A 26,327-nucleotide genomic window follows, 5' to 3' on the forward strand; every position below is an offset into this window, starting at 1 on the left:
GCGGGCGGTGGCCGGCCGGGCCCGGTGCCGACCGGGGGCTACACCGGCACGCCGGTCCTGACGGCCTCGGCGTCCACGGCGACGAGCACCGGGCGCAGGGGCTCCCGTACGCTCTCGGCGGTGATGCGGACCGTACCGGCCGGAGCCGCCGGAGCGGGGGCCGCCCGCAGCGAGAACCAGACCATCTTCCCGGCGCCGTCCGGCTGGGGCCGGGCCCCCCAGGCTTCGCTGACCGCCTCGACGAGCGCCAGCCCCCGCCCGCAGGTCTCCAGGGTCCCGGCCTCCCGCAGGACGGGCAGCCGCGGATCGCTGTCGTAGACCGCGACGGTGAGCCGCCCGAGGCGGAGCTCGATCTCGACCGAGCAGACCTTGTCCGGCTGCGCGTGGCGGTGCACGTTGCTGAGCAGCTCCGTCACGCCGAGCGCAGCCCGGTCTATGAGCGGATCGAGCTGCCAGTGGCGCAGTTGCGCGGTGACGATGCGGCGGATCTGGCCGATCCGCGCGGGCAGGGCCTGCAGTTCGACGACGCAGTGCCTGCGGGAATGACGTATCACGGCTGCGACTCCCCGAGATGTGAGTTACGGGTGCTGCACCCTCGGTAAAACACCACAAGCGTCACCTAACGTGCCGCGTTCTGCAACCGAATGCGACCGAAAGCGATCGGTATGGAAACCCAAAGTAATCGTTTGCGCAGGTGAGGGGGGTACATTTCGAAAGCGGGGGGCCGCGGAACAGACAAAGGAGCAAGGCGCATGAGCACCACCGGTACCACCGGTACGACGCCCGTGATGACGACCGTCGACGTCGACCGCAGCGACGCGGAATACCGGGCCTGGCTCAACGAGGCCGTCCGCAAGGTCCAGGCCGACGCCAACCGGTCCGCGGATACGCACCTGCTGCGCTTCCCGCTCCCGGAGGCCTGGGGCATCGACCTCTACCTCAAGGACGAGTCCACGCACCCCACGGGCTCCCTGAAGCACCGCCTGGCCCGCTCCCTCTTCCTGTACGCCCTGTGCAACGGCTGGATCCGCCCCGGCAGACCGGTCATCGAGGCCTCCAGCGGCTCCACCGCCGTCTCCGAGGCCTACTTCGCCAAGCTGATCGGCGTCCCGTTCATCGCCGTGATGCCGCGCACGACCAGCCCGGAGAAGTGCCGGCTCATCGAATTCCACGGCGGGGAATGCCACTTCGTCGACGACTCGATGAAGATGTACGAGGAATCGGCCGAACTCGCGGCCCGCACCGGCGGCCACTACATGGACCAGTTCACCTACGCGGAACGCGCGACGGACTGGCGCGGCAACAACAACATCGCCGAGTCCATGTACCAGCAACTGCGCCTGGAGCGGTACCCGGAACCGGCCTGGATCGTGGCGACCGCCGGCACCGGCGGCACCTCCGCGACCATCGCGCGGTACGTGCACTACATGCAGCACGACACCCGCATCTGCGTCCCCGACCCGGAGAACTCCTGTTTCTTCGACGGCTGGACGCGCAACGACCCGCACGCCACCAGCGACTGCGGCTCGCGCATCGAGGGGATCGGCCGGCCCCGCATGGAACCGAGCTTCGTACCGGGCGCCATCGACCGCATGATGAGGGTCCCCGACGCCGCGAGCGTCGCCGCGTGCCGGGCCCTGGAGCAGGCCATAGGGCGCAAGGCGGGCGGCTCCACGGGCACCGGCCTGTGGAGCGCCCTGAAGATCATTTCGGAGATGGTGGCCGAGGGCCGCACGGGCAGCGTCGTGACCCTCCTCTGCGACCCGGGCGACCGCTACCTCGACAAGTACTACTCGGACGACTGGCTGGCGGCCCAGGGCCTCGACATCACCCCGTACGCGAAGACGATCGACACCCTGCTGACGACGGGGGAGTGGCGCGAGCCCACCGCCTGACGGCCGCCGGCGCCGCACGGACCAGCAGGAATGCGGATGCGTGCGGCCAGGCCGGACACGTAGAGTCGACGCCCGTGGAACCGCTCAGCGAAAAACAGATCCGTTCGTCCTTCGTGAACTGCACCAAGGGCGAGGCGACCCGGCTGCGACTGCCGCTCGACTTCGCCGAACTCCCCTGGGAGAGCCTGGACTTCCTGGGATGGGTGGACCCGGGTGCGCCCCTCAGGGCGCACCTCGTCCTGCCCCGCGAGGGGGGACCGCTCGGCATCTCGCTGCGGGTGCCCTCCGTGGGCCGCACCAGCGCGGTCAAGTCCAGCCTCTGCCAGATCTGCCTCACGGGCCACGCCTCCTCCGGCGTCACCCTCCTCGCGGCACCCCTGGCGGGCGTACGCGGCCGGGAGGGCAACACGGTCGGCGTCTACGTCTGCGCGGACCTCGCCTGCTCCCTGTACGTACGGGGCGAGCGGCAGCCCAAACTGCGCACCGGCCAGTACGAGGAGTCCCTCACCCTGGAGGAGCGCCTCGACCGGATGGCGGCGAACCTGGACGCCTTCGCCGCCAGGATCACCGCGGCCTGACCCGACCTCACCCGGGCAGCGGCCTCACCCGTTCCGGCTGTGGGCCGCGAGCCGGGTGTCCAGGGCGCGGACCGCGGAACGGAAGGAGCGGCCGAGGCCGGGGCGCGCGGCGGTCAGGGCCAGGCGGAAGGCGGCCGGGCCGTCGGCGGCGAAGGTCCAGCGGACCAGGGTGCCGCCCGCGGGGGCGCCGGCCGTCGCGGGGGCGGCGGTGAGGCGCCATTCCTCCAGCAGGGCGCGCACGCCGGGGGCGTTCGTCCCGTCGACCCGGTACGCGTAGCGCCGCCCCGGCTCCGTGGTCATCACCGTCTCCTGGAAGCGGACTCCGCCCCGCAGCCCGATCTCCCGGCCCGCGCCGCCCCGCGTCGGCCGGGCCAGCGTGACCGCCCCGAACCACAGCGGCCAGCCCGTCACGTCCTCCGCCAGTGCCCGGTACACGGCCTCCGGCGCGGCGGCGGCCCGGGCGGTGAAGACCAGGCGCACCGGGGCCTTCTCGGCGAAGTCCGGTTCCACGGGGCGAAGTCGGCGGAGTCGGCGGGCCATGGCGTTACCCCCTGAGGTGGCGGCGCGGTCGGTACGTGCCGCGTCACACTAGCTGGCGCCCCGTCAGATGTCCCGTACGGGCCGCCGCCCCCGGGCGGATCAGCAGGGCGCCGGCAGGACCGGCAGCACGGGGAGGTCCTCCGGGAACAGCAGGGTGAGGTCGTCGGTACTCGGCTCCGCCAGCTGCGCGACCCGGCCCGCGTGCCGTTCCACCATCGACTCGAAGGTCTGGCGCGCGGTCCGCCCGTTGCCGAACGCGGGGCCCTTGGGCAGCTCCGTGAAGTACGCCAGCAGCGCCTTCCCGGTGCCCTCGCCCAGCCGGTACTCGTGCTCCTCCGCCTGCTGCTCGACGATCCGCAGCAGCTCCCCGGGCCCGTAGTCGCCGAAGGTGATCGTCCGGGAGAACCGGGAGGCGACCCCCGGGTTGACCGTCAGGAACCGTTCCATCTCCGCCGTGTACCCGGCGACGATCACCACCACGGCGTCCCGGTGGTCCTCCATCAGCTTCACGAGGGTGTCGATCGCCTCGCGCCCGAAGTCCCGCCCCGAGTCCTCCGGAGCCAGCGCGTACGCCTCGTCGATGAAGAGGACCCCGCCGCGCGCCCGGTCGAAGGCCTCCTGGGTGCGGATCGCCGTGGAACCGATGTGCTCGCCCACCAGGTCCACCCGCGACACCTCGACCAGGTGACCCCGCTCCAGCACCCCCAGCGAGGCGAGGATCTCTCCGTAGAGCCGGGCGACGGTGGTCTTGCCCGTACCCGGGGAGCCCGTGAAGACCAGGTGGCGGCGGACCGAGGCCGCCTTGAGGCCCGCCTGCTGCCGTCTGCGCCCGACCTCGATCATGTCGGTCAGGGCCCGGACCTCCCGCTTGACGCTGTCCAGCCCCACCAGCGCGTCGAGCTGCCCCAGTACCTCTACCGAGCCGCGCGACTCCGCCGTCGCGTCCGGCAGGTCCGCGGGCCGCGCCGCGGGCACCCCGCCCCCCGGCCCCGCGGGGGCCTGCGCGGCCGTGACCGTACGGATCCCCGTCTGCGCCCCGGAGGTAGTGCTGCCGGCCGCCGACCGGGCGGCGAGCCGCGGCCCGGACTCGTCGCTGGTGCAGCCTTCGGCGAGCGGGCCGTCCTCCGCGAACTCGTAGCCCCCGCGCGCACAGCGCTCGGTGTGGCAGGTGGAGAGCGTGGTGCGGCAGCCGTCGATGACGTGGAAACCGAAACCGGAGCTGCCGCTCACCCGGCACGCCCGGAACGTGCCCCGGCCGCCCGCCGAGACGTAGAACCCGGCCTCGGTGGGGTTGGTGACCGTGCACCGCTCCAGGGACGGGTCGGCGCCCTTGGTGACGATCACACCCGTCTGGACGTCGTCGATGGTGCAGTTGGCGAGGGTGCCGCCGCTGCCGTGGTCGCGGAACCACGCCCCGGTGCCCGCCTCCCGGATCCGGCAGTCGTCGACCTGCGCGGTGGCTCCGTCGCTCACCGACACGGCCGTGTTCCGCACCTGGGACAGGTCGCTGTCGACCACGTCGACGCGCGAACCCCGGTCCAGCACGAACAGCGCGTCCGGCACGTCGTGGACCCGGCACGAGTCCAGGGAGGCCGTGGCCCCGTCACTGACCCACACCGCCGGGTAGTCGCCCGTGCTGTCGTGGATCTCGCAGGACTCGGCGTCGACCCGGGTGCCCGGATCCCACACCGACAGGCCGTTGCGCCCGAACCGGCGGACCGTGGTGCGGCTCAGCGTGAGCACCGAACGGGACCGCAGGTCGACGGCGTTCTCCGGGATGTCGTGGATGTCGCAGCCGGCCAGGGTCAGGACGGCGTCGGTGTCGAGGGTGACCCCGTCGGCCGAGGTGCGGTGCACGGCGCAGTCGGTGAGCCGGGCCGCCGCCCGCGCCGCGATCTGCACCCCGGCGCCCTTGATCTCGTACACCTCGCAGCCCAGCGCCTCCAGGCCCGATCCCTCGCCCGTGACGCCGATGCCGGCGCCCGTGGCGTGGTGGATCCGGCAGCGCTCCAGACGGGGGTGGGCGCCGCCGCGGACCGAGATCCCGGCCTGTCCGGCGGCGACGACCTCACACTCCTCGAACACCCCGCCGCCGCCGTCCAGTACGGAGATGCCGACGCCCGCCGGGTTCTCCACCGTGCACCGGCGCACCAGCGGCCGGGCGCCGCCGCGCACCTCGATCCCCGCGGACGAGCGGGTGCTCACGCGCAGGTCGGTGAGCTCGGGAGAGCCCTCCTCGACGAGGACCGCCGGCGCCGCCCTGTCCGCTCCCTCCACGTACAGGTCCTGGATGAAGGCCGAGGCGCGCACCGTCAGCGCGACCCCGTCGAGCGGGGCGATCCGCACCGAGCCGATCGCGCCCCCTTCGGGCCCGCGCAGCGTGACGGCGTGATGGAGCACCAGGTTCTCCCGGTAGGTGCCCGGGGCGATCGACAGCACGTCGCCGTCGCCCGCGACGGCGAGAGCGGCGGACAGCGTCGGATACTCACCCGAGCGGCGCCGCCACCGCGAGGCCCCGCCGTGCGTCACCTGGACCGTGCCCTGAGCCATGGTGCTGTCGTGCCCCCACCCTCGTATTCGCGCCGCCGGAGCGGCCGAAGTGATTGAAGCCGTTCAAAGCGGCTGAAGCGATCCGAACCGGCCTCCGCCCCACCGTAGCGCGCGCGGGGCCGGTGAGTTGCCAGGTCAGCTGCCCGCGCCCGCCCGGCCCCAGTCCGGTCCGGCCGCCGCCCACGCGCGGTCCAGACGGAGGTACCGCCGATGCATGAGCCGGCGTACGACCAGCCGCCGGACCGTCTCCACCAGTGCGCCCGCCGCGAGCGCGGCCGCCAGCCCGGCCAGACCCGCGTGGAACGAGGCGGCGGACGGGTCGAGCGGCTGCCCCACCAGCCGCCCCCGGACGTCGGTCCATATGCGGAACCGGTCGCCGGGAAGCGGCGGTTCCTCGGCCGCCGGGACCGTCCCCTCGTGGCTGCTGCCGTCGGGAGCCGTCCACGCGGCCACGATCCGGCTCCGCTCCGGGGCCTGCCGCCGCGCCGCCGGATCGGTCTCCGCGCCGGCCGGTGAGCCCGGCGCGGGCCGCACCACCACGGCCGGTACCAGATAGCGCTCGTGCCGCTGCTCCTGGGCGGCCCGCTGGAGGGTGCCGTCCACGCGCAGGCCCGCGACCCAGCCGACGGCCGGGGCCACCAGCAGCACGCACACCAGCGCGGCGAACGCCACCCACGCCTCGAAGAGATCGGTCGGCCGGCGCAGCGGATTGCGCCGCCAGCGCCACACACCCATTGCTGTCCGCACGGTCCGGCTCCCCCTGCCTCCGCCAGTTTCCGTCTGTCCGCGCGTCCCGGTCCGGCACACGCCCCGCGGACGCGCATTCCGGGACGCGCGGGACCCGTGCCACCCGATCCGCGGCCGACTTCCCGCGGTCGTCTTCCCGCGGTCGTCTTCCCGCGGTCGTCTTCCGGTGGGCTTCCACACGTCCCGCATGCACCAACGGCACCGTGCGGTCCGTTGGTTCCAGAGAAGGCCCCGAGCCCCTCGAAGGTGTCATTCCGCCCGCCCGGTCACGGCGATTCCCCACGGACGACCCCCCCCGACGGAGGCTCACGGCCCCCGGCTCACTCCAGGATCCGCACCTCGTCGCCCACGCGCACCGTGCCGAGGACGACCGGCACCATGTGCCGGCCGAAGGCCAGGGACTTCCCGATCCGCCGGTGCCGGGCCAGCGTCTTCAACGGTTCCCTGCCGCGCACCGCCGTGCTCTGGTCGGTCGTGGTGACGACGCAGCGCCCGCACTCGCGCACCCCGCGGAAGACGGCGTCCCCGACCGCGATGCGCCGCCAGCCGTCCTCGGCCCAGGCGTCGGCTCCGTCCCCGGCGACGACCAGATTGGGCCGGAAGCGGTTCATCGGCAGCGGGCCCTCCTCCGGGTGGTCGCCCCCGGCGATCAGCTCGTTGAGGGCGTCGAGGGAGGCGGCGGTGGTCGTCAGCACCGGGTAGGCGTCGGCGAGGCTCACCGTTTCGCCCGGCAGCGCGTAGCGCGGGTCCACGGGCCGGCGCTCGGCCGGATCGTCCATGTACACCAGCCGGGCGCTCCGGCCGAGGAAGGCGCTGAACCAGTCGGCGGCGCCGCGCGCCGCGACCACGGTCTCGATCTTGTTGCCGAAGATCGCGGCGGGCTCCCGCGGGCCCGGTTCCGGGACCTCCACGACCAGCTCCGGCATGCCCGGCGCCGACAGCGCGACCCGCCCGCCCTCCAGCGGGCGGGCGGCGGCCAGGGCCATGCGGGCCTCCTGGCGCTGGCTGATGACCGCGCCCTCGGTGTCGATCACGGCCCAGCGCCGGTCCCCGGACAGCCCCCAGGGCTCCACGGTCGCCTCGTCGGGAGCGGTCCCCGCCACCGATTTGACGGGGTGGACGTGGAGCGACTGGACGTACAAGTTCGGCATGGGGGCATTTTGCCAGCCTCCCCCTTCCGCCGGCCTCCCCGTTCGAGGGCGCCCCGAGGGGGAGCCCTCCACGGGGCCTCCCCTTCCCGGCGTCGCGGTCCGGGGGCGGGCCGGGGTCCGGGGCGCCGCGGTCCGTGCGGGGACCGCGGCCGCGGTTCCTTCCCCGCCGTGCCCTACGGGCGTCCGCCCGTCAGTAGCCGCGCCCCTGGTACTGGCGGCCGTACGGGTCCTCGTACGCGGGGACCTGCGCGGGGGACTGCACCGGGCGCGGAGCCGCCGGACGCATCGCCTCGTACCCGGTGGCCGCGGCCATCGGACGGGGCTGCTGCGGCTGCTGCTGCGGCACGTAGCCCGCGAGGGCGGCGACCGGCTGCTGCTGCGGGATGTACGGCGCGGGCGCGTGCTGGAGCGGCACGGGCATCTGCTGTACGGGCGCCGCCTGCTGCGGGTACGGGTACCCGTAGCCCGGGGCCTGCTGCTGGGGCATGGCCGGCGGCAGGGCGGGCATGGAGGAGGCGAGGGCCGGCAGGTAACCACCGCTCGAGTAACCGGCACTGGGGGACTCGTAGGCGGCCGGAACGCGGATCGGGGCGATCTGCGGAGTGCCGCGTTCGGCGACGAGGGAGTCGTAGATGGGGGTGTCCGGGAAGGAGGGCGCGGAGTAGTAACCGCCGCCATAAGTGGAGCGGGGGGAGGTCATGGGACCTAAGTTAAGCCCACGACTTCACGGGGTCCATAGCGAGGTGCCGTCAACCCCGCCCTGACCTGCATATTCCCAGGTCAGAGCCACAGCTTTCACTTCACGTTCACGTGCACGATTCGTCACTTCCACCCCGCCTTGTTCGCACTCGTACTCACTGGTTGGCCCTTGCACCTATGTGGTGCTGACGCAGCGTCACAACGCGGTGACCTCGGATGACGCCCCTTCAGGCACCCCGGCCCGGTGTCAGGCGTCGGTGGGCCGGGCATAGGTGCGGCCCTTCCAGGCGGCGCCGCGGCCCCGGTAGTGCTGCACGGCCGAGTCGACCGTCATCAGGAGGTAGAGCAGCGCGGTGAACGGAAGCAGCGGCGCGAGGACGGCGGGCTGCCGGTAGTAGCGCAGCATCGGCAGGTAGGTCCCGGCCATCAGCAGCCAGGCGAGCCCGCCCGCCCAGGCGACCGCGGGACGCCCGGCCGCGAGACCCGCGAGGAGCGCGGCCGGCGGGACCAGGTAGACGAGCACCAGGCCCGCCACCGTACCGGCCAGCAGCAGTGGCTGGTGGCGCAGTTGGGCGTACGCGCTGCGCGACACCATCCGCCAGAGGTCCCCCAGGGCGGGGTACGGGCGCACGCTGTCCACCCGCTCCGCCAGCCCGAGCCAGATCCGGCCGCCCGCGGCGCGGACGGCGCGGGCCAGCGAGACGTCGTCGATCACCGCCTGGCGGATGGAGTCCGGGACCCCGGCGCGCACCGCCGTCTCCGTGCGCAGCAGGACGCAGCCGCCGGCGGCCGCGGTCGTCCGGGCGGCGGGACGGTTGATCCGGCGGAAGGGGTACAGCTGGGCGAAGAAGTACACGAAGGCCGGTACGACGAGCCGCTCCCAGGTGCTCGCGACGCGCAGCCGGGCCATCTGGGAGACCAGGTCGAGGCCGGCGCTGGTCGCGGCGGAGACCAGCTCGCGCAGGCTGTCGGGCGCGTGGGCGATGTCCGCGTCGGTCAGCAGGAGGTAGTCGGGCTCGGCGGCGCGGGCGGTACGGGCGTGGGCGATGCCGTGGCGCAGGGCCCAGAGCTTCCCCGTCCACCCCGGCGCGGGGTCGCCGGGCGACACCACCGTCAGCGGAAGCCCCGGGTGCGCGGCGGCCAGCCGCCGGGCGAGCTCGGCGGTGCCGTCCGTACTGCCGTCGTCGACGAGGACGACCTCGGCCGTGCCTGGATAGTCCTGGGCGAGGAGCGAGGGCAGGCTGCGGGGCAGGACCTCGGCCTCGTCCCGGGCGGGCACGACGATCACCACCGACGGCCAGCGGGCGGGGGCGGTGCGCGGCGGGAGGCGGACGTCGGTGCGCCAGAACATGCCCTGGGCGAGGGTGAGCCAGAGCCAGGCGGCGAGCGAGGCACTGGCGGCGATCAGGAGGAGGCCCATGCCCCGCAGTGTGCCGAAGCCCGCCGGGGGTTGTCGCGCGTCGGGGCCGCTCCCCTGGCCGGGGTTTTCCCGCCCACCCGGGACCACCCCCGGCAACCGCCCCGGCCCACCCCGCGGCCCCGGCCGGGTCCCCGCCCCCGGCCCGTTCCCCGGGCCCCTGGCTCTGGCCCGGTCCCCGGCTCGTTCCTCGGACCCCTGGCCTCTGGCCCGGTTCCCGGCCTCGGTCGCCGCCCTGGACCCCGGCCTCGGTCCCCGGCCATGGCGCGGCTCCCGGGCACGGGCCCGGCCTTCGGCCCCACCCCCGCCCCTGGTCTCGGCCCCGGTTCCCCGGCGCCAGCCCCGGTCCTGGTCTCGGCCCCGGTCCTGGTCTCGGCCCCGGTCTCCGCCCCCGGGGCCCCGCCCCGGTCTTCGGCCCCTGGTCCCGGCCTTGGCCCTGGCCCCACTCCCGCCCCTGGCCCCACTCCCGCGCCTGGTCTCGGCCCCGGTCCTGGTCTCGGTTCCGGTTCCCCGCCCCCGGCCCCGCTCCCGGCCGCGGCCCCGGACCCGGTCCTGGTGGGCTTTCGGGTTTCGGGGCGGCCGTCGGTCCTGGGTTGGTCCTTGGGCCCGGGGTCCTGGGTCGGTCTTCGTCCCGCCCCGCTCCTGCCCCTCGGCCCCGGCCCCGGACCCGGTCTCGGTCCCGGGTTCGTGGGGGGGCGGGGGGTGGGTTCGGGCGGGGGTGGGGTGGGGGCTTCGACTATGGTGGGCGGGTGAAGATCGCGCTCATGGACTCGGGAATCGGCCTCCTTGCGGCGGCCGCCGCGACGCGTCGGCTGCGGCCGGACGCCGATCTGGTGCTGTCCTGCGACCCCGACGGGATGCCCTGGGGGCCGCGTACCCCCGCCGACCTCACCGAGCGGGCCCGCGCCGTCGCCCGGGCCGCCGCCGCGCACCGCCCGGACGCGCTGATCGTGGCCTGCAACACCGCCTCCGTGCACAGCCTGCCCGCCCTGCGGGCCGATCTGGAGCCCGCCGTCCCCGTCATCGGCACCGTCCCGGCGATCAAGCCCGCCGCGGCCGCCGGCGGGCGCGTCGCGATCTGGGCCACCCCCGCCACCACCGGCAGCCCCTACCAGCGCGGGCTGATCCGCGACTTCGCCGGCGGCGCGGAGGTGACCGAGGTGCCCTGCCCGGGTCTCGCCGACGCCGTCGAGGCCGCCGACGAGGCGGCCGTCGTACGCGCCGTCGCCGCGGCGGCCGCGCTGACCCCGGCCGACGTCACGGACGTGGTGCTCGGCTGCACCCACTACGAGCTGGTCGAAGCGGCCATCCGGGCCGCCCTCGACGCGCGCACCGGCGGCGCGCCGCTGACCTTCCACGGCTCCGCCGAGGCAGTCGCGCTCCAGGCGCTGCGCCGCGTCGGCGCCGAACCCCGGCCCGGCCTGCCGCGCACGGGCGGGCTGACCGTCATGCTCAGCGGGCGTCCCGGCGAGCTGCCGCACGCCGCGCTCGGCTACGCCGAAGGCCGGCTGCTCGCCGAGCTGGAGCGGAACGCGTCCGTCGGGGGATGACCCCCGGGTCCGCGGGTACCGCGGCCGGTGCGGGCTGACCCCAACCCGGCCCGTGCGGCGGCCGCTTGCCGGGCCGGACCGGTCCGGCGGGTGTCGCGGGGGCTCGCGCGCACCGCGTCGTGACTCCCGGGCCGGGGCCGTCGGCAGGGTCGCCGGGCCCGGTCGCCGGGAGCCGTTCCGTTGCCGTCGGGGTGCTCGCATACTGGGGCCGTGACTGCCTACGCCAAGCACGTGCCGAGCGGGGTGATACCCGCAACCGGCGTACGTACATGGGGTGTTCCGGCGGCCGAGCACTGGCTGAAGGAACGCGTGCCGCTCTTCTTCACGCCGGGCGCCGGGAGTTGGGCGCTCGGCGTCCTCGTCGCGGTGTCCTTCCTGCCCGCCTTCTGGACCGGGGCGCCGGACGGGGCGGTCGGCACCGCCTGGCGGGCCTATCCCGGGACCGTCCTGCTGGTGGCCCTGCCCTTCTGGTTCCGGTACCTGCCGGGCGCGGCCGCCGTGTCCGCCGCGCTGATCGCCCTGGATTCGGCCGCGTCCCTCGCCGCACGGGGCGGCGGCGCGGGCCGGACGCGCTTCGGCCTCGGTCTCGTCGGCCTCGCGGGACTCTGGGCGCTCGCCGGGGCGCTGCTGCGGCTGCGGGCCCGCCGCCGCCAGGGCGAACGGGCCCTCCTGGCGGCCGGCAGGGCGCGCTTCCCGGCGCCGGGGCCGCTGCCCGACGCGCACGGCCGCCGTGGCATCCCGGCGATCCTGGGCGGCGTGTTCCTCTGCCTCGCGGGCGGGGGCGTCCTCCTCGACGGCCTCGTGCAGGACTTCGGCGGGCACGGCGCGGCCGTCGCCTACGACGCCGTGGGCCAGCAGCGGTTCGCCCTGCTGTTCCTGGTGCCCGGCAGCGTCCTGCTCGGCCGGGGCTGGACCGCGGACCGGGCCGCGCGGCGGCTGCACGACGACCGCCAGCCCGCCCTGGTCGTCGGCGTACGGGTCTCCCCGTCGGGGCACTTCTGGCTGTACCCGGACGCCGACGAGACCGCCGGGCGGCCCCTGATCGCCTACCGGGCCCGCGGCGGGGACACGCGGGGCGGGGTGCGGCTGCTGGCCGGCGGCCCCGAGACGGGAACGCGGCGCGGGGTGCACGACGTCGACGCCCGCAGCGAGCCCTTCGAGGCGGTGCTGTACGGGGTGCTCCGCGAGGGGGCCGAGGTGGTCCTGGAGTACGCGGTGCACGACGGCTACGGCCGCACCATCAGCTCCCACCTCACCGCGGCCCCGCTGCTTCCGCGCCGCCGGCACGGACTGGACGTCTGGGTCCCGGCCGGGGTGTCCCACCGGGAGAGCACGGCGCGGGTACGCGCCCGCGCGGAGGAACGCAGCCGGGAGCGGCAGCGGCAGCGCGCGGCGGACCGGGAGAAGGACCGGCGGACCAACGAGACCGCGGGCGGCTGCGGCGGCGGTTCGAGCTGTGGCGGTGACGGCGGGGGATGCGGCGGCTGCGGCTGCGGCTGACCCCGCACCGCCCGCCACCCATCGGCGGCGGGCGGTGCGGGGTCGCCGGCGAGGGTGAGCGGCCGAGGGTTCGCGGTCCGGTCAGGAGCCGGCCGTCAGCCGTACCGCGAGCGTGCGCAGCGCCTCCGTGTCCAGGACGCGGCCGCCGAAGCCGGGGAGGGGGACGTGCAGGGGAGCGGTCCAGGACGCCGGGACCGCCGCCTGACCGTAAACGGCGCCGGCCAGGGTGCCGGTGACCGCGGCGACGGTGTCGGTGTCGCCGCCCAGGTCCACCGCGGCCCGTACGGCCTCCGCGAAGCCGGTGGTGGTCCGCAGGGCCCACACCGCCGAGCCGAGGCAGGGCCACACCGCCCCGTTGAACTCGGTGGCCAGTTCCGGGTGCCAGGCGGGGTCGAGCACGCGGGCGTACCGCTCGCGGTGGTCCGCGTGCACCGCGTCGAGCACGCCGGGCAGCGCGGCCAGCGGATCGGCCCCGTCCAGGGCCACGCGTACGAGTTCGTGCAGGACGGCGGTGCCCTCCCAGGCGGCCCGGTCGCCGTGGGTGAGCGCCGCGATCCGCCGGGCGGCGTCCATGGTGGCCCCGCGCCCGGCGGGGGCGAAGTACACCGCCGAGGTGGAGGCCCGCATCAGGGAACCGTTGCCCGCCGCCCGGGCGTTGACCTGGAAGTGCAGCGCGGCGGCCAGGTCCCAGGGCTGGCCGCCGGTCAGCACGTCCTCGGTCTGGAGGCCGATGTCCTTGGGGTGCCCGGCGGCCCACCGCTGGAACCGGCCGAAGACGTCGGGGAGTTCGAGGCCGCCCCGCTCCAGCAGCGATTCCCCGACGAGGACGGCCATCTGGGTGTCGTCGGTCGCCTCGCCGGGATCCCAGCCGCCGCCCCCGAGCATCTCCTCGCCCCGTGCGGTCAGTTGTCCCGCCGGGCCGAACTCGTACGGCGCGCCGAGGGCGTCGCCCGCGGCCGAACCGAGCACGGCGCCCACGGCGCGGTCGAGCCGGGTGATCACGGAGCCTCCTCGGGGCACACGGCGTCCAGCAGGCCGCGCGTGAAGGTGTTCAGGTCGTCGAGCCCGGCGGCCGTCAGGGTGCCGGGGGCGCCCGCCAGCAGGTGCGGGAGGGCGCCGTGCAGGGCGAGGGTCAGGGTACGGGCCGTGTCGGGTCCGGCGGGCAGTCCGGCCGTCGCCAGCAGGTGCCGGTGCGCGGCGAAGTCGCCGGCGGCGATCGGGTCGAGCAGCGCGGCCAGCCACGGTCGCCGGGTCGCCTCGGTCTGCAGTTCCAGGTAGGCGAGGGTGCGCGGTCGCCCGGGCCCGGCGACGTCCCGCAGCAGCCCCGCCAGGAACGCGGCCAGTTCCTCCCGGCCGGACGGTCCCGGTCCGGCCCCCGCGAGGTCCGCGGCCACCGCCCGGTACTGCTCCAGGCAGCGTTCGGCGACGGCCCGCAGCAGGGCGTCGCGGCTCGGGAAGTAGTTCTTGGCCGTGCCCAGCGGCACCTCGGCGGCGGCGTCGACGGCCCGGTGGGTCAGCCCCCGCCCGCCCGCCTCGCCCAGCACGGCGACGGCCGCGTCGCGCAGCCGGTCCCTCCGGTCCTGATTCACCTTGCCAGGATAACCACAGCCGTGGTACCACGGATGAGGTACCACGGCTGTGGTGGCCGGTCGGGGGACGGACGACCGGATCGGAGCCCGATGAGAGGGGCTGTCATGCAGGACCCCGTACGGAGGAACCGCGACGGCGACGGACCGGCGGGCACGGCCCTCGTGGTCGGAGCCGGCGTCGGCGGGCTCGCCACCGCCATCGGACTGCGCCGCGCCGGCTGGGAGGTGACGGTCCTGGAACGCCGCGCGGCCCTGGAGCGCTACGGCACCGCCTTCGGCATCCACCCCACCGCCCAGGCGGCCCTCGACCGGCTCGGCCTCGGCCCCGCCCTGCGGGCCCGCGCCGTTCCCTACCGGGACGCGTGGATCCGCCGCCCGGACGGCACGGTGCTCGCCGCGCTGCCCCTGGAACGCATCGAACGCAAGGCGGGCCGCCCCGAGCTGCTCGTCTCCCGGCCCCACCTGATCGACGCGCTGCTCGCCGCACTCGACCGGCTCGGCGGCCCGGCCGTCACCTACGGCCGGGAGTACTCCGGCGCTGGCGCCGCCGATCTCGTCGTCGGCGCCGACGGCATCAACAGCGCGGTCCGCACCGGCCACTTCCCGGGCTCCGCCGCGGTGCGGGCCGTCGGCTCCGTCGCCTGGATCGGCACCGCCGGTTTCGAGACCGGGGTGTACGGCGAGACCTGGGGCCGCGGCCGCTTCTTCGGCATGACCCCCGTGGAGCCGGGCCGCACCAACTGGTACGCCACCGTCCCCGGGGCCACCACCGCCGAAGAGCTGCGGGCCGCCTTCGCGGACTGGCACGACCCGATCCCCCGCGTGCTCGCCGACACCGACCCCTCGGCATGGATCCGCTACGAGATGCGCCACCTCCACCCGGCGCTCCCCTCCTTCGTCACCGGCGGCCGGACCGCACTCGTCGGCGACGCCGCGCACGCCATGACCCCGAACCTCGGCCAGGGCGCGTGCACCGCCCTCCTCGACGCCGAGGCCCTGACCCGCGCCGTCGCCGCGCACGGGCGTACGGGGCTGCCCGCCGCCCTGCGCGCGTACGACGCCGAGCGCCGCCGCAGCGCCCAGCGGGTCGCCTTCGGCTCCCGGACCCTGCACCGGTTCATGACCGTCCGCCGCACGGCCCGGCGCGACGCCCTGGTCCGGCTGCTCCCCGGCTGAGGCGCCCGCCCCGGCCGTTTGCCCGGGGCGGCTCCGGGCAGGCGCAGACGCCGGACCCGCGCGAACGGGCGGCCGTGGACCGACTGGGCGAGAGGCGGTGGCGTCCATGCGGAACGTGAGTACGCTGCTACACATGACGGATCACCCCCCGGGTCCGCTCTGGACGGGCCGGGCCTCCAACCGTGTGCAGTGGCTCCTCGCCGCCGCCGGCGCCGCGTGCGTCGCGCTCGGGATCCACCTCGCCGTCGGCGGTTCCTGGACCTCCGGGATCGCCCCGCTGCTCATGTCCGTGGTCGGCTGCCTCGCCGCGGGCCTGCTGATCCTCTACGGCACCCTCGCCTTCGTGTACGTCGCCGTCACCGTCGACTCCCAGGCGCTGGAGGTGCGCTGCGGTCACGTCGGGCTGCCCCGCCGCACCATCCGGCTCTCGGACGTCACCTCCGCCGAGTTCGTGCCCCGCATCACCCCGCAGCAGTGGGGCGGCTGGGGATACCGCTGGCGCCCCGAGAAGGGGACCGCCATCATCGTGCGCCGCGGCGAGGGCGTGGAACTGCGGCTCGGGGACGGAAAGCTGTTCACGGTCACCGTCGACGACGCCGAGAACGCCGTCCGCGTCATCCGCGCCCACCTGCGCGCCCTCGCCGGCTGACCCCACCGCGGCCGCACCGGTACGCCGGTACCGGCGGCGGGGCCCGCGGTCCAGGTCCTTACCAGCCTTTGGCGTGCGGGGACGTACACTCCGCCAGATGAGCAGCAGTGTCACCCGCGACGCCGGGAACGACCCCTCGCCGTCGCCCCTCGCAGCATCCGAGGCGGCCGACGCGAAGACCGCCGGAGCCGGCGCACCCCGAGCCGGGGCCCTGTCGCGGAGGGCCGCCCGACTGGCTCGGCCCGTACTCGCCGTCCTCGCCGGAGTGCTGCTCTACCTGAGCTTCCCGCCCCGCCCGCTGTGGTGGCTGGCGCCCTTCGCCCTCGCCCTGCTCGCGGGCTGCCTGCGCGGCCGCCGGGCCCGCGCCGGGTTCGGCCTCGGGTTCCTCTTCGGGCTCGGCTACCTGCTGCCGCTCCTCGTCTGGACCAGCGAGGGCGTGGGCCCGGTGCCGTGGCTCGCCCTCGTCACCCTCGAAGCCCTGTTCATCGGCCTCGGCGGCCTCGGCATCGCCCTCGTCAGCCGGCTGCCCGCCTGGCCGCTGTGGGCCGCCGCCGTCTGGGTCGCGGACGAGGCCCTGCGGGCCCGGGCCCCCTTCGGCGGCTTCCCCTGGGGCAAGCTCGCCTTCGGCCAGGCCGACGGGATCTTCGTCCCGCTCGCCGCCCTCGGCGGCACCCCGCTGCTCTCCTTCGGCGTCGCCCTGTGCGGGTTCGGGCTGTACGAGGTCCTGCGCACCACCCGCGAACACCCCCGGCAGACCACCGCCGCGCTCGCCGCGCTGGCCGTCGCCGCCCCGGTCGGCGTGGCCCTCGCCTCCCGCCCCCTGGTCTCCGCCGCAGCGGAGGACGGCACCGCCGTCGCCGCCGTCATCCAGGGCAACGTCCCGCGCCTCGGCTTCGACTTCAACGCCCAGCGCCGCCAGGTCCTGGACAACCACGCCAACCGGACCGTCCAGCTGGCCGAGGACGTCAAGGCCGGCCGGGTCCCCAAGCCCGACTTCGTCCTGTGGCCGGAGAACTCCTCCGACATCGACCCCTTCACCCAGCCCGACGCGTACGCCGCCATCGACCGGGCCGTGAAGGCCATCGGCGTACCCGTCGCGATCGGCTCCGTACTGGCACCCGAAACCGGTCCGCTGCGCAACACGATGATCCTGTGGGACCCGGTCAAGGGCCCCGTGGACACCTACGACAAGCGCAAGATCCAGCCGTTCGGCGAGCGCATCCCGATGCGCTCCTTCGTCCGGCTCTTCAGCGCAGACGTGGACCGCGTCCGCCGGGACTTCGGCCCCGGCAAGGAACCCGGCGTCTTCGACATGGCCGGCAGCGGCATCGGCATGGTCACCTGCTACGAGGCCGCCTTCGACGACGCCGTGCGCTCCACCGTCCGGGCCGGCGCCCAGGTCATCGCCGTGCCCAGCAACAACGCCACCTTCGGCCGCAGCCAGATGACCTACCAGCAGCTCGCGATGGACCAGATCCGGGCCGTCGAGCACAGCCGGACGGTCCTGGTCCCCGTCACCAGCGGCGTCAGCGCCGTCATCCGGCCCGACGGCACGATCACCGAGCGGACGAAGATGTTCACCGCCGACGCGCTGGTGGCCGAGATCCCGCTGCGCTCCACCGAGACCCCCGCCACCCGCTTCGGCCCGCTGCCCGAGTACGCGCTGCTCCTGGTCGCGGCCGGCGGGCTCGGCCTGGTCCTGGCCCGTCGCATTCGCGCCGGGCGGTCCGCATGACGACGGCCGCCCCCGTCCTCCCTCGTAAGGTCGTGGCATGAGCACCCCCCAGTTCATCCGCGAGATCCGGGCCGGTGCCGGGCAGCAGCTGCTCCTGCTGCCCGGAGTCACCGCCGTGGTCGTCGACGACGCGGGCCGGGTCCTGCTCGGCCGCCGCGCCGACACCGGACGGTGGTCGGTGATCGGCGGCATCGCCGAGCCGGGCGAGCAGCCCGCCACGACCGCCGTGCGCGAGGTGTACGAGGAGACGGCCGTGCGGTGCGTTCCGGAGCGGGTCGTCCTCGTCGAGATGCTCCAGCCGATCACGTACCCCAACGGCGACGTCTGCCAGTTCCAGGACATCACCTTCCGCTGCCGTGCGACCGGCGGCGAGGCGCGCGCCCACGACGGGGAGCTCCTGGAGGTGGCCTGGTTCGAGGCGTCGGCGCTGCCGCCGCTGGAACCGTTCGCCCTGGAGCGGATCCGGCGCGCCTTCCTCGACGAGCCGACCTGGTTCGCGGCCGCCGACGGACGGTGAACCGGCCGGCGGCGCGCGAACCCGAAGGTCAGCCGAACCCGAGGGCCAGCCGAACCCGAGGGTCAGCCGAACTGGCCCGGCTGGTAGTCACCGGCGGGCTGCCGTACGGCGACGTTCACCCGGTTGAAGCTGTTGATGACGGCGATCAGTCCCACCAGGGCGGCGAGCTGCTCCTCGTCGAAGTGCCGGGCCGCCTCCGCCCAGGCCTCGTCCGTGATCCCGCCGGCCGCGTCCGCGATCCGGGTGCCCTGCTCCGCGAGCTCCAGCGCGGCGCGCTCGGCCTCGGTGAAGACGGTGGCCTCCCGCCACGCCGCCACCAGGTGGAGGCGTACCGAGTCCTCACCCGCCGCGACGGCGTCCTTCGTGTGCATGTCGGTGCAAAAGCCGCAGCCGTTGATCTGACTGGCGCGGATCTTCACCAGTTCCTGCGTCACGGCCGGCAGCGACGATTCCGCGATCACCCGGTTCGCCGCGATGAAGTGCTTCAGGATCTTGCCGGCGACGGGGCTGGCGAACAGGTTCAGACGGGCGTCCATGACGGTCTCCTCGGTCGAGGTCGGTGCTGCCTACACCCCTGTGACAGACCGGACCGGCCGAACGTGACACCTGCGGCGAGTGACGTGGGTCACCACGCCGTGGGCCCCTGCGCGGGGGAGCCGAGGGCGAGGGCCCCCCGGGCCGACGCCTCCCGGTACAGCTCCAGCGCCCCCTCGCCCATCACCGCGCTGTACGAGACCTCCGGGACCGTGCCGCCGCCCTCGTACCCGCCGAGCACACCGGCCAGCGCCCCGTCCGCCAGCCACGGGCTGCCGCTGGTGCCGCCGCTGAGGTCGGGGCACTCGATCCGGCGCTGCGTCGCCGACAGCAGCTCCGTGGTGTTGGCGCAGCGCAGCGGCGTCTCCCGCGTGCTCGGATAGCCGAGGACCGTCACCGACACGTCGTCCGGCTGCTCCCCGGCCACCGGGAAACCGCCCACGACGTCCTCGATCAGGGCTCCGTCGAGCGGGGCGAGGGTCGCGAACGCGATGTCCTCGTCCGGGTCCTGACCGTCCCGCCAGCCCGGGGCGACGTACGCGCCGGACAGCCGCCACACCCCGTACGGGGCCTCGCCGTCCCGGTAGCCCGGGACGAAGACGGTGGTGTCGGGGTGGTCCAGGCAGTGCGCGGCCGTCGCGATGACGTCCCGGCCGGCGCTGCGCACCACGGCGGCGGTGCAGAAGTGGCCGCCGTCGAGCCCGCCCGCGAACAGCGCGCCCACGCGGTCGGCGGACGTGCCGGGCCGGGCGGCGGCGGTGACGCCCAGGGGCGGCGCGGACGCCGGGTCGGGCACGTCCACGCCCAGCAGGGCGGCCGTCGCGCACAGGGCGAGCAGGATCCGGGTGGCGCGCCGGGCGCGGGGGCGGCCGACCTGTCGGGGGAGGATGCCGTGGATCATGTTTCCGAGCCTCCCCGCCGAAACCATGTGCGGAGCCCGGAATTCCATATGAATCCGCTGTGAATCCGGGAGCGGCCCGGAACCGGGGGCCGCGCCCGCACAGGCGGGACCCGGCCCGCGGGGCGAGACTGGCAGAGGTGTGGTTCCAGGGGGGCCGAGGTCCTTCAGGAGGTCCCGACATGACGACACGGCGCACACCGGTGATCTTCATCCACGGCCTGTGGCTGCACTCGACGAGCTGGCAGGGCTGGGCCGACACCTTCCACGACGCCGGGTACGAGCCCCTGATGCCGGAGTGGCCGGGGGTACCCGACACCGTCACCGGGGCCCGCCGGCTGCCCGACGCGCAGGCGGGCGTCGGCCTGGCCGAGATCGCGGAGGCGCACGCCCGGGTGATCCGCACGCTCGCCGCCCCGCCGGTGCTGGTCGGGCACTCCGTCGGCGGTTTCATCGCCCAGCACCTGCTCGGCGAGGGCCTGGCCTCCGCCGCCGTGGCGATCTGCCCCGGCCAGATCAAGGGGGTGAAGGCCCTCGCCCCGGCCCAGGCGAAGTCGGCGTTCGCCTTCCTCCGCGACCCCGGCAACATCCACCGCGCGGTGTCCCTGAACCGCGAGCAGTTCCGCTACGCCTTCGCCAACGCCGTCTCCCAGCCGGACTCGGACGCGCTCTTCGACGCCTGGACCATCCCGAGCCCGGCCAGGCCGCTGTTCCAGCTGGCCCTCGGCAACTTCACCCCGCACTCCGCGAACAGGGTGAACACCGACAACGCCTCGCGCGGTCCGCTGCTCCTGATGTCCGGCAAGCTCGACCACACCGTCCCCGACGTGCTGACCCGCTCCACGTACAAGCAGTACCGGCACTCCCCGGCCACCACCGAGTACCAGTGCTTCGAGGACCGGGGCCACTCCCTGACCATCGACCGCGGCTGGCCCGACCTGGCCGCCGCCTCCCTGTCCTGGCTCGGCACCCACGCCCGCCCCCTGGCAAGCGCCCGCTGAGGCGCCGGGGCTCCGCACGCCCCGGCGCGGAAGCTACCGGCGTTCGTACACCGTCACGCGGCGGCCCCGCATCTGGTGGTCCTCCACCACCGTGAAGTACTCCCGCAGGACCGCCGCCTTCGTCTTGTCGCGCTGCGCGCCCGCGGGCCGGGCGACCCGCTCCGCGTCCGTCACCAGCAGGACCCGGCGCCGCTCCAGCAGGGCCGAGCGGATCCGGGCCGGGTCGGTCTCCTCCCCCTTGAGGGTCGCGGAGTCCTCGGGGCTCTCGGCCAGCGCCACGTCCGCCAGGCCCCGGAACGCGCCGGGCGAGACCAGGGCGGTGTCCCGCCGCGCGGCCGGTACGAAGAGCACCGCGTCCCCGTCGCGGCCCAGCCGGGCCACCTCACCGGCCACGGCCAGTACGTCGTCCACGCGGCTGGCCGGAGCCCGCTTGCCGAGTTCCACGGGCAGCAGCGCCACCACCGCCGCCCCGGTCACCACCGGTACGAGCAGCGCCGACGCCCTCGGGAAGCGCGGCGCGGCGGCCCGGGCGGCAGCGCCCAGCGCGGCGCCGATCAGCAGGGCCAGCCCCAGCATGCCGAACAGCACGTACCGGTCCAGGAACAGCGGCTGCACCAGCGACAGTCCGATCAGCCCGAGCTGCGGCACCGCCAGCAGCGGCAGCCCGACGGCCGCCACCGACAGCCGGCCGCGGGCCGGGCGGTCCGACCACGCCCCGAGCCCCCCGATGGCCAGCAGGATGCCCGGCCCGATGAGCATGTGCCAGGTCAGCGGCGGTATCCAGGACACCTGGTCGGACTGGCCCCGGCTGAACAGGATCAGCGGCAGCGCCCCCGCGACGGCTCCCGCTGCGGCCGCCGCCCAGCGCAGCCACACCCCGCGCCCGGCCCGCACCCACCACAGGGTCACCGCGTGCGCGGGCAGCGCCAGCAGCGACAGCCAGTTCAGCAGGGCGCAGACCAGCACGAGGAGCCCGTACGCCGTCCAGCGCGGCCACGCCCGCCCCCCGGGCCCGCCCGACACGAGGGACACGAGCAGCAGGGCCGACACGCCGGCCCCGGCCGCGACCAGCGCGTAGGGCCGCCCCTCCTGGAGGTGGAACTGCACGGCGGGCAGCAGCCCGAGGGCGAGCCCGCCCCCGAGGCCGGCCGTAAAGCCGGCCAGCCTGTTCCCGATCAGCGCCACACAGGCGGCGGCCGCCGCCACCGCGAGCACGGACGGCAGCCGCAGGGTCGTCGTACCCGGCCCGAACACCTCGAAGAGGCCGTGCATCAGCAGGTAGTAGAGGCCGTGCACCGCGTCCACGTTGCCGAGCATCGCCCATATCTCACCCGCCGACCGGCCGGCCACCTGCCAGGTCGCCGCCTCGTCCCGCCACACGCTGTCCTGGCGGGAGAGCCCCCAGAGACCGAGTGCCAGCGTCCACAGGACCGGAAGGAGCCAGACGAGGAGCCCGCGTCGGGCCGCGGTTATGTGGCAAAGCATGAAGGTGTGCGGATCCTCGGTCTGGTGTTCGGTCTGAAGACACCAGTCTATGGACGACACGGACGGTTTCCGGACACGGTGTTGTGCACGACGGAGCGTGATCAGCGGGCCCGCCCGCCCCTAGCCTCGCCGCAGGAGCACGAACGAGGGGCGGTACCCGGTGAACTGGCTCATCCACGACTACCGCGAGAGCGATCTCGCAGCGGTGGTCCACCTGATCGACACCACGGCCGAACTCGGCCAGGAATCCGTCTTCTCCCTGGCCGAGTGCATCAGCGCCCTCACCGACCGGCAGCCCTGCGTGGTCGCCGTCCACCAGGGCGTCCCGATCGGCGCGGCGCTCGCCTGCGTGACGGGCGAGCGGGCCTGGGTGATGCGCATCGCGATCGCCGCAGGCTGGCGCGGCCGGGGACTGGCCAGTGCCCTGCTCGTCGAGCTGGAACGCCGGCTCATCGCCGCCCGCGTCGGCCGGATCGCGTACGTCCTGCCCGAGGAGGACATGCTCGGCGAGGGCCTCCTCAACGCCGGCTACACCCGGCAGCCCGCCGTCGCCTACTTCGAGAAGACGGAGCCGCTGCACGGACCGGCCGCCGGCCTCCTCGACGACCTCGGCGGCCGCTTCCTCCCGAGCGACCTGTGGGACAAGGTCGCCGGCATGGAGAGGGAGAAGGACCTCATCGAGCGGCGCGTGGTGCTGCCCCTCGCCGAGCCGGAGCGGGCCGCCTCGCACGGCGTGCGCCCGCCGCGGGCCATCACCCTCTTCGGCCCGCCCGGAACCGGCAAGACCACCTTCGCGCGGGCGATCGCCTCCCGGCTGGGCTGGCCCTTCGTGGAGCTGCTGCCCTCCCGCCTCGCCGACGAGGGCAACCTGGCGGCCGCGCTGCGCGACGCCTTCGCCCGGATCGCCGAACTGGAACGGGTGCTCGTCTTCATCGACGAGGTCGAGGAGATCGCGCCCGTGCGCACCGAGCCCGCCCAGCCGGGCGGCATCCACGGCGTCACGAACGAACTCCTCAAGCTGATACCCGGCTTCCGGGAGGGCGACGAGCGGCTGCTGGTCTGCGCGACGAACTCCGTCCGCTCGCTCGACCCGGCCTTCCTGCGGCCCGGGCGCTTCGACTACCTGATCCCGATCGGCACCCCGGACGCCGGAGCGCGCGCCGCGATCTGGTCGCGCTACACGGCCGGGCGGGCCGACGTGGACGTGCCGGCGCTGGTGGCGGCGACCGAGCTGTTCACCCCGGCCGACATCGAGCACGCGGCGCGGATCGCGGCGCAGGTGTCCTTCGAGCGGGACCTGGAGGCGGTGGGGGCGCGGGGCGCGGCCGCCGCGCAGCTCGGCGCGACCACCCGGGACTACCTGGAGGCGGTCGCCCAGTGCCGGCCGACGGTGACCCCGGCGATGACGGGCGAGTTCGAGGCGGACATCACCGCCCACGCCCGGTTCTGAACTCCGTCCCCCCGGTTGCGGCGGGGGGACGGGAACGAAGCGGCCCGCAGCCACTCCCCAAAGCGGCTGCGGGCCTCCCCGCGCGGACTCGGCATCCGTGCGGGACGGCCACGTTCCGGTTGGGGTGTCGCCGGCTGGAACGTGACGCGCAGGGGTGCCTGAGGGCGTCCTGCACGCCCTCGTCAACACCTGCGAGTCAACCAGCGGGCGGTACCGCGGCGCTTCGGCCGGACGGCCACGTCCACCCGGCCGGAAGGAGGACGGGACGGGACGACGGCGGGCCTTCCGGCCCGGCTTTCCCTTATGGGCGGCAGCGGTAGGTGAACTCCACCGACGCCGAGCGCCGTACGGGCTCGATCAGCTGGAGTTCGGCCCGGGCCGGGTAGCTGCCCGTGCCGTGGAAGGTCCACAGCAGGTGCAGCGTGGCCTGCTTCCGGCCGCTCGGCACCCGCTCCGTGAGCTCCTCCGACCGGGTGCCGTCGCTGCGGACCCAGCGGTAGACGAGGGTGCCCGGGCGCCCGTTCGTCGAGACGAAGGCCACCACGTCGGCGGCCGCGTCGCAGCCGGGCCCCTGCTGGTCGGTGCTGACCTTCAGCTCCCGTACCTCGACGGACGGCCCGTACCGCTGCCAGCCCAGGAACCCGAGGACCAGGGCCAGCACCACGACGGCGAGGGTGTACCGGCGCCAGCCCCCGCCCCGGCGCGGCCGGGGCGCCGCCGGACCCGGGACCAGCGGGAACGGGGCGGGCATGGCGGCCGTCACCCCGGGACCGAAGCGCAGTACGGAACCCTCGACCCGGTCGGGGGCGGCGTCCGCGGGCGGCGGGGGACCGGAGAACCAGTGACTGCCGAGGACGGTGGCGCTGTACTCGTCGTCGTCGCCCGCGTGCGGGGCGCGGGAATCGCTCATCGCGGCGGCTCCGGCTGCTGGCAGCGGTACAGCAGCTGCGAGTCGGACGCCGAGGAGTTCCCGGCGGCGGGCTTGGTGGTGACCCGGACCCCGCCGTAGCAGCCGTGGCCACGGCTGAAGAAGTGGGTGCGGACCACCGGCGCGGCGGACCCCGCCGGCACGGTGAACGTCTCGCTGCCGTCGGCCACGCCGAGGGCGCCCGGCGTCGCGCCGAGGAACCACTCCACCGTCACCGTGACGGCGCCGCTGCCCTGCGACGCGACCGACACGGTCGCGTCCCCCCGGTAGACGCCCGGCTTGAGCGAGACGCCGACGTGGGTCACCTTGAGCGTCGGGGTGGGGCTCGGGGTCGGCGTCGGGGACCAGCTCACCGTCGGCGTGGGGCTCGTCGAGTGGCTCGGGCTCGGCGTGTGCGCGTCCGAGTACGAGGGCGACGGGGTCACGGACGGCGAAGGCGAAGGCGACGGCGACGACGTGGGGGAGGCGCTCGGCGACGGCGAGGGACTCGGGGAGGCGGACGCGGTCGCCGAAGGGGCCGGGTGCGGGGACCCGCCCGGCGGCGCCGGGCTCGTGGTGGCGAAGTCACTGAGCGCCGAGGCACCCGGCGGAGTACCGCCGATGGCATCGGTCGTGAACACCAGCAGCGTGCCCAGCACCAGCGCCAGGCCCGTCGCGATCCAGCCGCCGCGCCCCGGCGCCCAGCCCGACGGACCCCCGACCGAGGTCGAGGCCACCGAGGTGGTGCCCGCCGCCGCGGCGCCCGCCGAGGGGAACAGCAGCGGCAGCAGGGCGGCCAGCGCGGCCAGCTTGCGCTGCCCGCGCTGCTCCCAGTCCGGACCGTAGGCGGCCAGGGCGACCCCCTCCAGCTCGGCCACGAACGCCTCGGCGTTCTCCGGTCGCTGCTCCGGCAGCTTGGCGAGACCGCGCCGGATCAGCGGGCGCACCGGCTCCGGGGCCTCGGTCTCCGGGACCGGCGCCTCGATGTGCTGGACGGCCAGCTCCGCGAAGTTCTCCCCGTCGTAGGGCTTGCGGCCCGTCAGGAACTCGAAGAAGGTCGCGGTCGCCGCGTACACGTCCGCCGTCGGCGAGGCGGGCCGGCCCTGCCACTGCTCGGGGGCCATGTAGGCGGGCGTGCCCGCGACGCCCGGGGTCGTGCCGCGGCCCGCCGCGATCCCGAAGTCCACGAGCTTGGAGGAGCCGTCCGCGGAGACCAGGACGTTCTCCGGCTTGTAGTCGCGGTGGACCACGCCGGCCCGGTGCGCGGCGGCCAGCCCCAGCAGGGACCCCTTCAGCACCACCAGCGCGGCCTCGGGCTCGGAGCGCCCGGACTGCTTGAGGAGCGCGCGCAGGGAGATCCCGTCGACCAGTTCCATCACGATCGCGGCGCCGCCCGGCGCCTCGACGTACTCGTACAGTCCCACCACGTACGGGGAGCCGAGGCCGCCGAGGAGCCGCGCCTCCGCCCGGAACTCCCGGACGAAGGCGGGGTCCTCGCGCAGCCGGTCGCTGAGGTACTTCACGGCGACCGCGGTGCCCGTGCCGTCGTGGACGGCGAGCACCACCCGGCCGCTGCCGCCCGCACCGAGCTCCCGGACCTCGCTGTAGCCCGGTACCGTCCATTCACCGCTCATCGTTCGCCCCCGTCCGTGGCATCGCCGCGTCCCCGCACCGGTCGAACCCGACCGGCCACCACCAGGGACACGGTTTCCGCCACGGCCGGTTCCCAACCGGAGGGGGTGTCTCGAAGCGTGGTGAG

24 protein-coding genes are annotated in these 26,327 nt (G+C 75.1%); 10 read left to right on the top strand and 14 right to left on the bottom strand.

The window, feature by feature from the left end; translation table 11 throughout:
- Positions 1-38: 38 nt before the first annotated feature.
- Positions 39-554, bottom strand: coding sequence for an ATP-binding protein (locus AC07B0_RS05585; RefSeq protein ID WP_356870439.1), 516 nt, complete (start codon positions 552-554; stop codon positions 39-41).
- 198 nt (positions 555-752) lie between these two features.
- Between AC07B0_RS05585 and cds1 the strand changes: the two genes are divergently transcribed.
- Positions 753-1,895 (top strand): L-cysteine desulfhydrase Cds1, encoded by a 1,143-nt coding sequence (gene cds1, locus AC07B0_RS05590; RefSeq protein ID WP_356870441.1) that lies wholly within the window; start codon positions 753-755, stop codon positions 1,893-1,895.
- Between the two features lie 74 nt (positions 1,896-1,969).
- Complete coding sequence (locus AC07B0_RS05595; protein WP_478865845.1) at positions 1,970-2,473, top strand: FBP domain-containing protein; 504 nt, start codon at positions 1,970-1,972, stop codon at positions 2,471-2,473.
- 24 nt (positions 2,474-2,497) lie between these two features.
- Here AC07B0_RS05595 and AC07B0_RS05600 read toward each other — a convergent pair whose 3' ends face one another.
- From AC07B0_RS05600 to AC07B0_RS05625, 6 genes are all read right to left on the bottom strand, one after another.
- Positions 2,498-3,013 carry an SRPBCC family protein gene (locus AC07B0_RS05600; protein ID WP_469377505.1) on the bottom strand — a complete coding sequence of 172 codons (516 nt, stop codon included), beginning with the start codon at positions 3,011-3,013 and terminating at the stop codon, positions 2,498-2,500.
- A gap of 99 nt (positions 3,014-3,112) precedes the next feature.
- Positions 3,113-5,563 carry a right-handed parallel beta-helix repeat-containing protein gene (locus AC07B0_RS05605; RefSeq protein ID WP_478896887.1) on the bottom strand — a complete coding sequence of 817 codons (2,451 nt, stop codon included), beginning with the start codon at positions 5,561-5,563 and terminating at the stop codon, positions 3,113-3,115.
- Positions 5,564-5,698: 135 nt separating this feature from the next.
- Complete coding sequence (locus AC07B0_RS05610) at positions 5,699-6,310, bottom strand: Rv1733c family protein (protein ID WP_356870449.1); 612 nt, start codon at positions 6,308-6,310, stop codon at positions 5,699-5,701.
- A gap of 320 nt (positions 6,311-6,630) precedes the next feature.
- Positions 6,631-7,461 (bottom strand): MOSC domain-containing protein, encoded by an 831-nt coding sequence (locus tag AC07B0_RS05615; protein ID WP_478896889.1) that lies wholly within the window; start codon positions 7,459-7,461, stop codon positions 6,631-6,633.
- A gap of 190 nt (positions 7,462-7,651) precedes the next feature.
- Complete coding sequence (locus tag AC07B0_RS05620) at positions 7,652-8,161, bottom strand: DUF6643 family protein (protein WP_356870453.1); 510 nt, start codon at positions 8,159-8,161, stop codon at positions 7,652-7,654.
- Between the two features lie 246 nt (positions 8,162-8,407).
- Positions 8,408-9,580 carry a glycosyltransferase gene (locus AC07B0_RS05625; RefSeq protein WP_469377499.1) on the bottom strand — a complete coding sequence of 391 codons (1,173 nt, stop codon included), beginning with the start codon at positions 9,578-9,580 and terminating at the stop codon, positions 8,408-8,410.
- A gap of 746 nt (positions 9,581-10,326) precedes the next feature.
- Here AC07B0_RS05625 and AC07B0_RS05630 point away from each other — a divergent pair.
- Entirely contained in the window at positions 10,327-11,127 is an 801-nt protein-coding gene (locus tag AC07B0_RS05630) for a glutamate racemase (protein ID WP_469377497.1), read from the top strand.
- 210 nt (positions 11,128-11,337) lie between these two features.
- Positions 11,338-12,627, top strand: coding sequence for a hypothetical protein (locus AC07B0_RS05635; RefSeq protein WP_469377495.1), 1,290 nt, complete (start codon positions 11,338-11,340; stop codon positions 12,625-12,627).
- An 81-nt stretch (positions 12,628-12,708) separates the two neighbouring features.
- Here AC07B0_RS05635 and AC07B0_RS05640 read toward each other — a convergent pair whose 3' ends face one another.
- Both AC07B0_RS05640 and AC07B0_RS05645 read right to left on the bottom strand, forming a co-directional pair.
- Positions 12,709-13,626 carry an ADP-ribosylglycohydrolase family protein gene (locus tag AC07B0_RS05640; protein ID WP_469377760.1) on the bottom strand — a complete coding sequence of 306 codons (918 nt, stop codon included), beginning with the start codon at positions 13,624-13,626 and terminating at the stop codon, positions 12,709-12,711.
- Positions 13,626-14,216: a TetR/AcrR family transcriptional regulator gene (locus AC07B0_RS05645; RefSeq protein ID WP_469377493.1), complete on the bottom strand. Its 591-nt coding sequence runs from the start codon at positions 14,214-14,216 to the stop codon at positions 13,626-13,628. The genes AC07B0_RS05640 and AC07B0_RS05645 overlap by 1 nt, the downstream gene beginning before the upstream one ends.
- A gap of 105 nt (positions 14,217-14,321) precedes the next feature.
- Here AC07B0_RS05645 and AC07B0_RS05650 point away from each other — a divergent pair, with 105 nt between their 5' ends.
- From AC07B0_RS05650 to AC07B0_RS05665, 4 genes are all read left to right on the top strand, one after another.
- On the top strand, positions 14,322-15,392 hold the full coding sequence (locus tag AC07B0_RS05650) for an FAD-dependent oxidoreductase (protein ID WP_469377491.1): 1,071 nt from the start codon (positions 14,322-14,324) through the stop codon (positions 15,390-15,392).
- A 133-nt stretch (positions 15,393-15,525) separates the two neighbouring features.
- Complete coding sequence (locus AC07B0_RS05655; protein WP_356870463.1) at positions 15,526-16,041, top strand: hypothetical protein; 516 nt, start codon at positions 15,526-15,528, stop codon at positions 16,039-16,041.
- 97 nt (positions 16,042-16,138) lie between these two features.
- Entirely contained in the window at positions 16,139-17,776 is a 1,638-nt protein-coding gene (gene lnt, locus AC07B0_RS05660) for an apolipoprotein N-acyltransferase (RefSeq protein WP_469377489.1), read from the top strand.
- A 37-nt stretch (positions 17,777-17,813) separates the two neighbouring features.
- Positions 17,814-18,293 carry an NUDIX hydrolase gene (locus tag AC07B0_RS05665; RefSeq protein WP_469377487.1) on the top strand — a complete coding sequence of 160 codons (480 nt, stop codon included), beginning with the start codon at positions 17,814-17,816 and terminating at the stop codon, positions 18,291-18,293.
- 62 nt (positions 18,294-18,355) lie between these two features.
- Here the strand turns inward: AC07B0_RS05665 and AC07B0_RS05670 are convergent, their stop codons facing one another.
- Together AC07B0_RS05670 and AC07B0_RS05675 are read right to left on the bottom strand one after the other, a co-directional pair.
- Entirely contained in the window at positions 18,356-18,829 is a 474-nt protein-coding gene (locus AC07B0_RS05670) for a carboxymuconolactone decarboxylase family protein (protein ID WP_469377485.1), read from the bottom strand.
- Positions 18,830-18,918: 89 nt separating this feature from the next.
- The gene (locus AC07B0_RS05675; RefSeq protein ID WP_469377483.1) at positions 18,919-19,728 is read right to left on the bottom strand and encodes a trypsin-like serine peptidase; all 810 of its coding nucleotides are present in this window, start codon (positions 19,726-19,728) and stop codon (positions 18,919-18,921) included.
- Positions 19,729-19,907: 179 nt separating this feature from the next.
- On the opposite strand from AC07B0_RS05675, the gene AC07B0_RS05680 reads away from it, so the two are divergent.
- Entirely contained in the window at positions 19,908-20,726 is an 819-nt protein-coding gene (locus tag AC07B0_RS05680) for an alpha/beta hydrolase (RefSeq protein WP_469377481.1), read from the top strand.
- Between the two features lie 33 nt (positions 20,727-20,759).
- On the opposite strand, the gene AC07B0_RS05685 is transcribed toward AC07B0_RS05680, so the two are convergent.
- Complete coding sequence (locus tag AC07B0_RS05685; RefSeq protein ID WP_469377479.1) at positions 20,760-22,211, bottom strand: glycosyltransferase family 39 protein; 1,452 nt, start codon at positions 22,209-22,211, stop codon at positions 20,760-20,762.
- A gap of 160 nt (positions 22,212-22,371) precedes the next feature.
- Between AC07B0_RS05685 and AC07B0_RS05690 the strand changes: the two genes are divergently transcribed.
- Positions 22,372-23,661 (top strand): ATP-binding protein, encoded by a 1,290-nt coding sequence (locus AC07B0_RS05690; protein WP_467293880.1) that lies wholly within the window; start codon positions 22,372-22,374, stop codon positions 23,659-23,661.
- Positions 23,662-23,962: 301 nt separating this feature from the next.
- Here AC07B0_RS05690 and AC07B0_RS05695 read toward each other — a convergent pair whose 3' ends face one another.
- Together AC07B0_RS05695 and AC07B0_RS05700 are read right to left on the bottom strand one after the other, a co-directional pair.
- The gene (locus AC07B0_RS05695) at positions 23,963-24,571 is read right to left on the bottom strand and encodes a hypothetical protein (protein ID WP_469377477.1); all 609 of its coding nucleotides are present in this window, start codon (positions 24,569-24,571) and stop codon (positions 23,963-23,965) included.
- Positions 24,568-26,202, bottom strand: a complete 1,635-nt coding sequence (locus AC07B0_RS05700) for a serine/threonine-protein kinase (RefSeq protein WP_469377476.1) — start codon at positions 26,200-26,202, stop codon at positions 24,568-24,570. The genes AC07B0_RS05695 and AC07B0_RS05700 overlap by 4 nt, the downstream gene beginning before the upstream one ends.
- Positions 26,203-26,327 lie beyond the last annotated feature (125 nt).

Source organism: Streptomyces sp. NPDC044704, assembly GCF_056433525.1.

Excerpts from the sequence above, each read along its gene's own strand:
- AC07B0_RS05615 (WP_478896889.1), bottom strand. The coding sequence starts at position 7,461 with ATGCCGAACTTGTACGTCCAGTCGCTCCACGTCCACCCCGTCAAATCG.
- AC07B0_RS05600 (WP_469377505.1), bottom strand. The coding sequence starts at position 3,013 with ATGGCCCGCCGACTCCGCCGACTTCGCCCCGTGGAACCGGACTTCGCC.
- AC07B0_RS05670 (WP_469377485.1), bottom strand. The coding sequence starts at position 18,829 with ATGGACGCCCGTCTGAACCTGTTCGCCAGCCCCGTCGCCGGCAAGATC.
- AC07B0_RS05680 (WP_469377481.1), top strand. The coding sequence starts at position 19,908 with ATGACGACACGGCGCACACCGGTGATCTTCATCCACGGCCTGTGGCTG.
- AC07B0_RS05700 (WP_469377476.1), bottom strand. The coding sequence starts at position 26,202 with ATGAGCGGTGAATGGACGGTACCGGGCTACAGCGAGGTCCGGGAGCTC.
- AC07B0_RS05665 (WP_469377487.1), top strand. The coding sequence starts at position 17,814 with ATGAGCACCCCCCAGTTCATCCGCGAGATCCGGGCCGGTGCCGGGCAG.
- AC07B0_RS05695 (WP_469377477.1), bottom strand. The coding sequence starts at position 24,571 with ATGAGCGATTCCCGCGCCCCGCACGCGGGCGACGACGACGAGTACAGC.
- lnt (WP_469377489.1), top strand. The coding sequence starts at position 16,139 with ATGAGCAGCAGTGTCACCCGCGACGCCGGGAACGACCCCTCGCCGTCG.
- AC07B0_RS05605 (WP_478896887.1), bottom strand. The coding sequence starts at position 5,563 with ATGGCTCAGGGCACGGTCCAGGTGACGCACGGCGGGGCCTCGCGGTGG.
- AC07B0_RS05625 (WP_469377499.1), bottom strand. The coding sequence starts at position 9,580 with ATGGGCCTCCTCCTGATCGCCGCCAGTGCCTCGCTCGCCGCCTGGCTC.
- AC07B0_RS05685 (WP_469377479.1), bottom strand. The coding sequence starts at position 22,211 with ATGCTTTGCCACATAACCGCGGCCCGACGCGGGCTCCTCGTCTGGCTC.
- AC07B0_RS05655 (WP_356870463.1), top strand. The coding sequence starts at position 15,526 with ATGACGGATCACCCCCCGGGTCCGCTCTGGACGGGCCGGGCCTCCAAC.
- AC07B0_RS05650 (WP_469377491.1), top strand. The coding sequence starts at position 14,322 with ATGCAGGACCCCGTACGGAGGAACCGCGACGGCGACGGACCGGCGGGC.
- AC07B0_RS05675 (WP_469377483.1), bottom strand. The coding sequence starts at position 19,728 with ATGATCCACGGCATCCTCCCCCGACAGGTCGGCCGCCCCCGCGCCCGG.
- AC07B0_RS05620 (WP_356870453.1), bottom strand. The coding sequence starts at position 8,161 with ATGACCTCCCCCCGCTCCACTTATGGCGGCGGTTACTACTCCGCGCCC.
- cds1 (WP_356870441.1), top strand. The coding sequence starts at position 753 with ATGAGCACCACCGGTACCACCGGTACGACGCCCGTGATGACGACCGTC.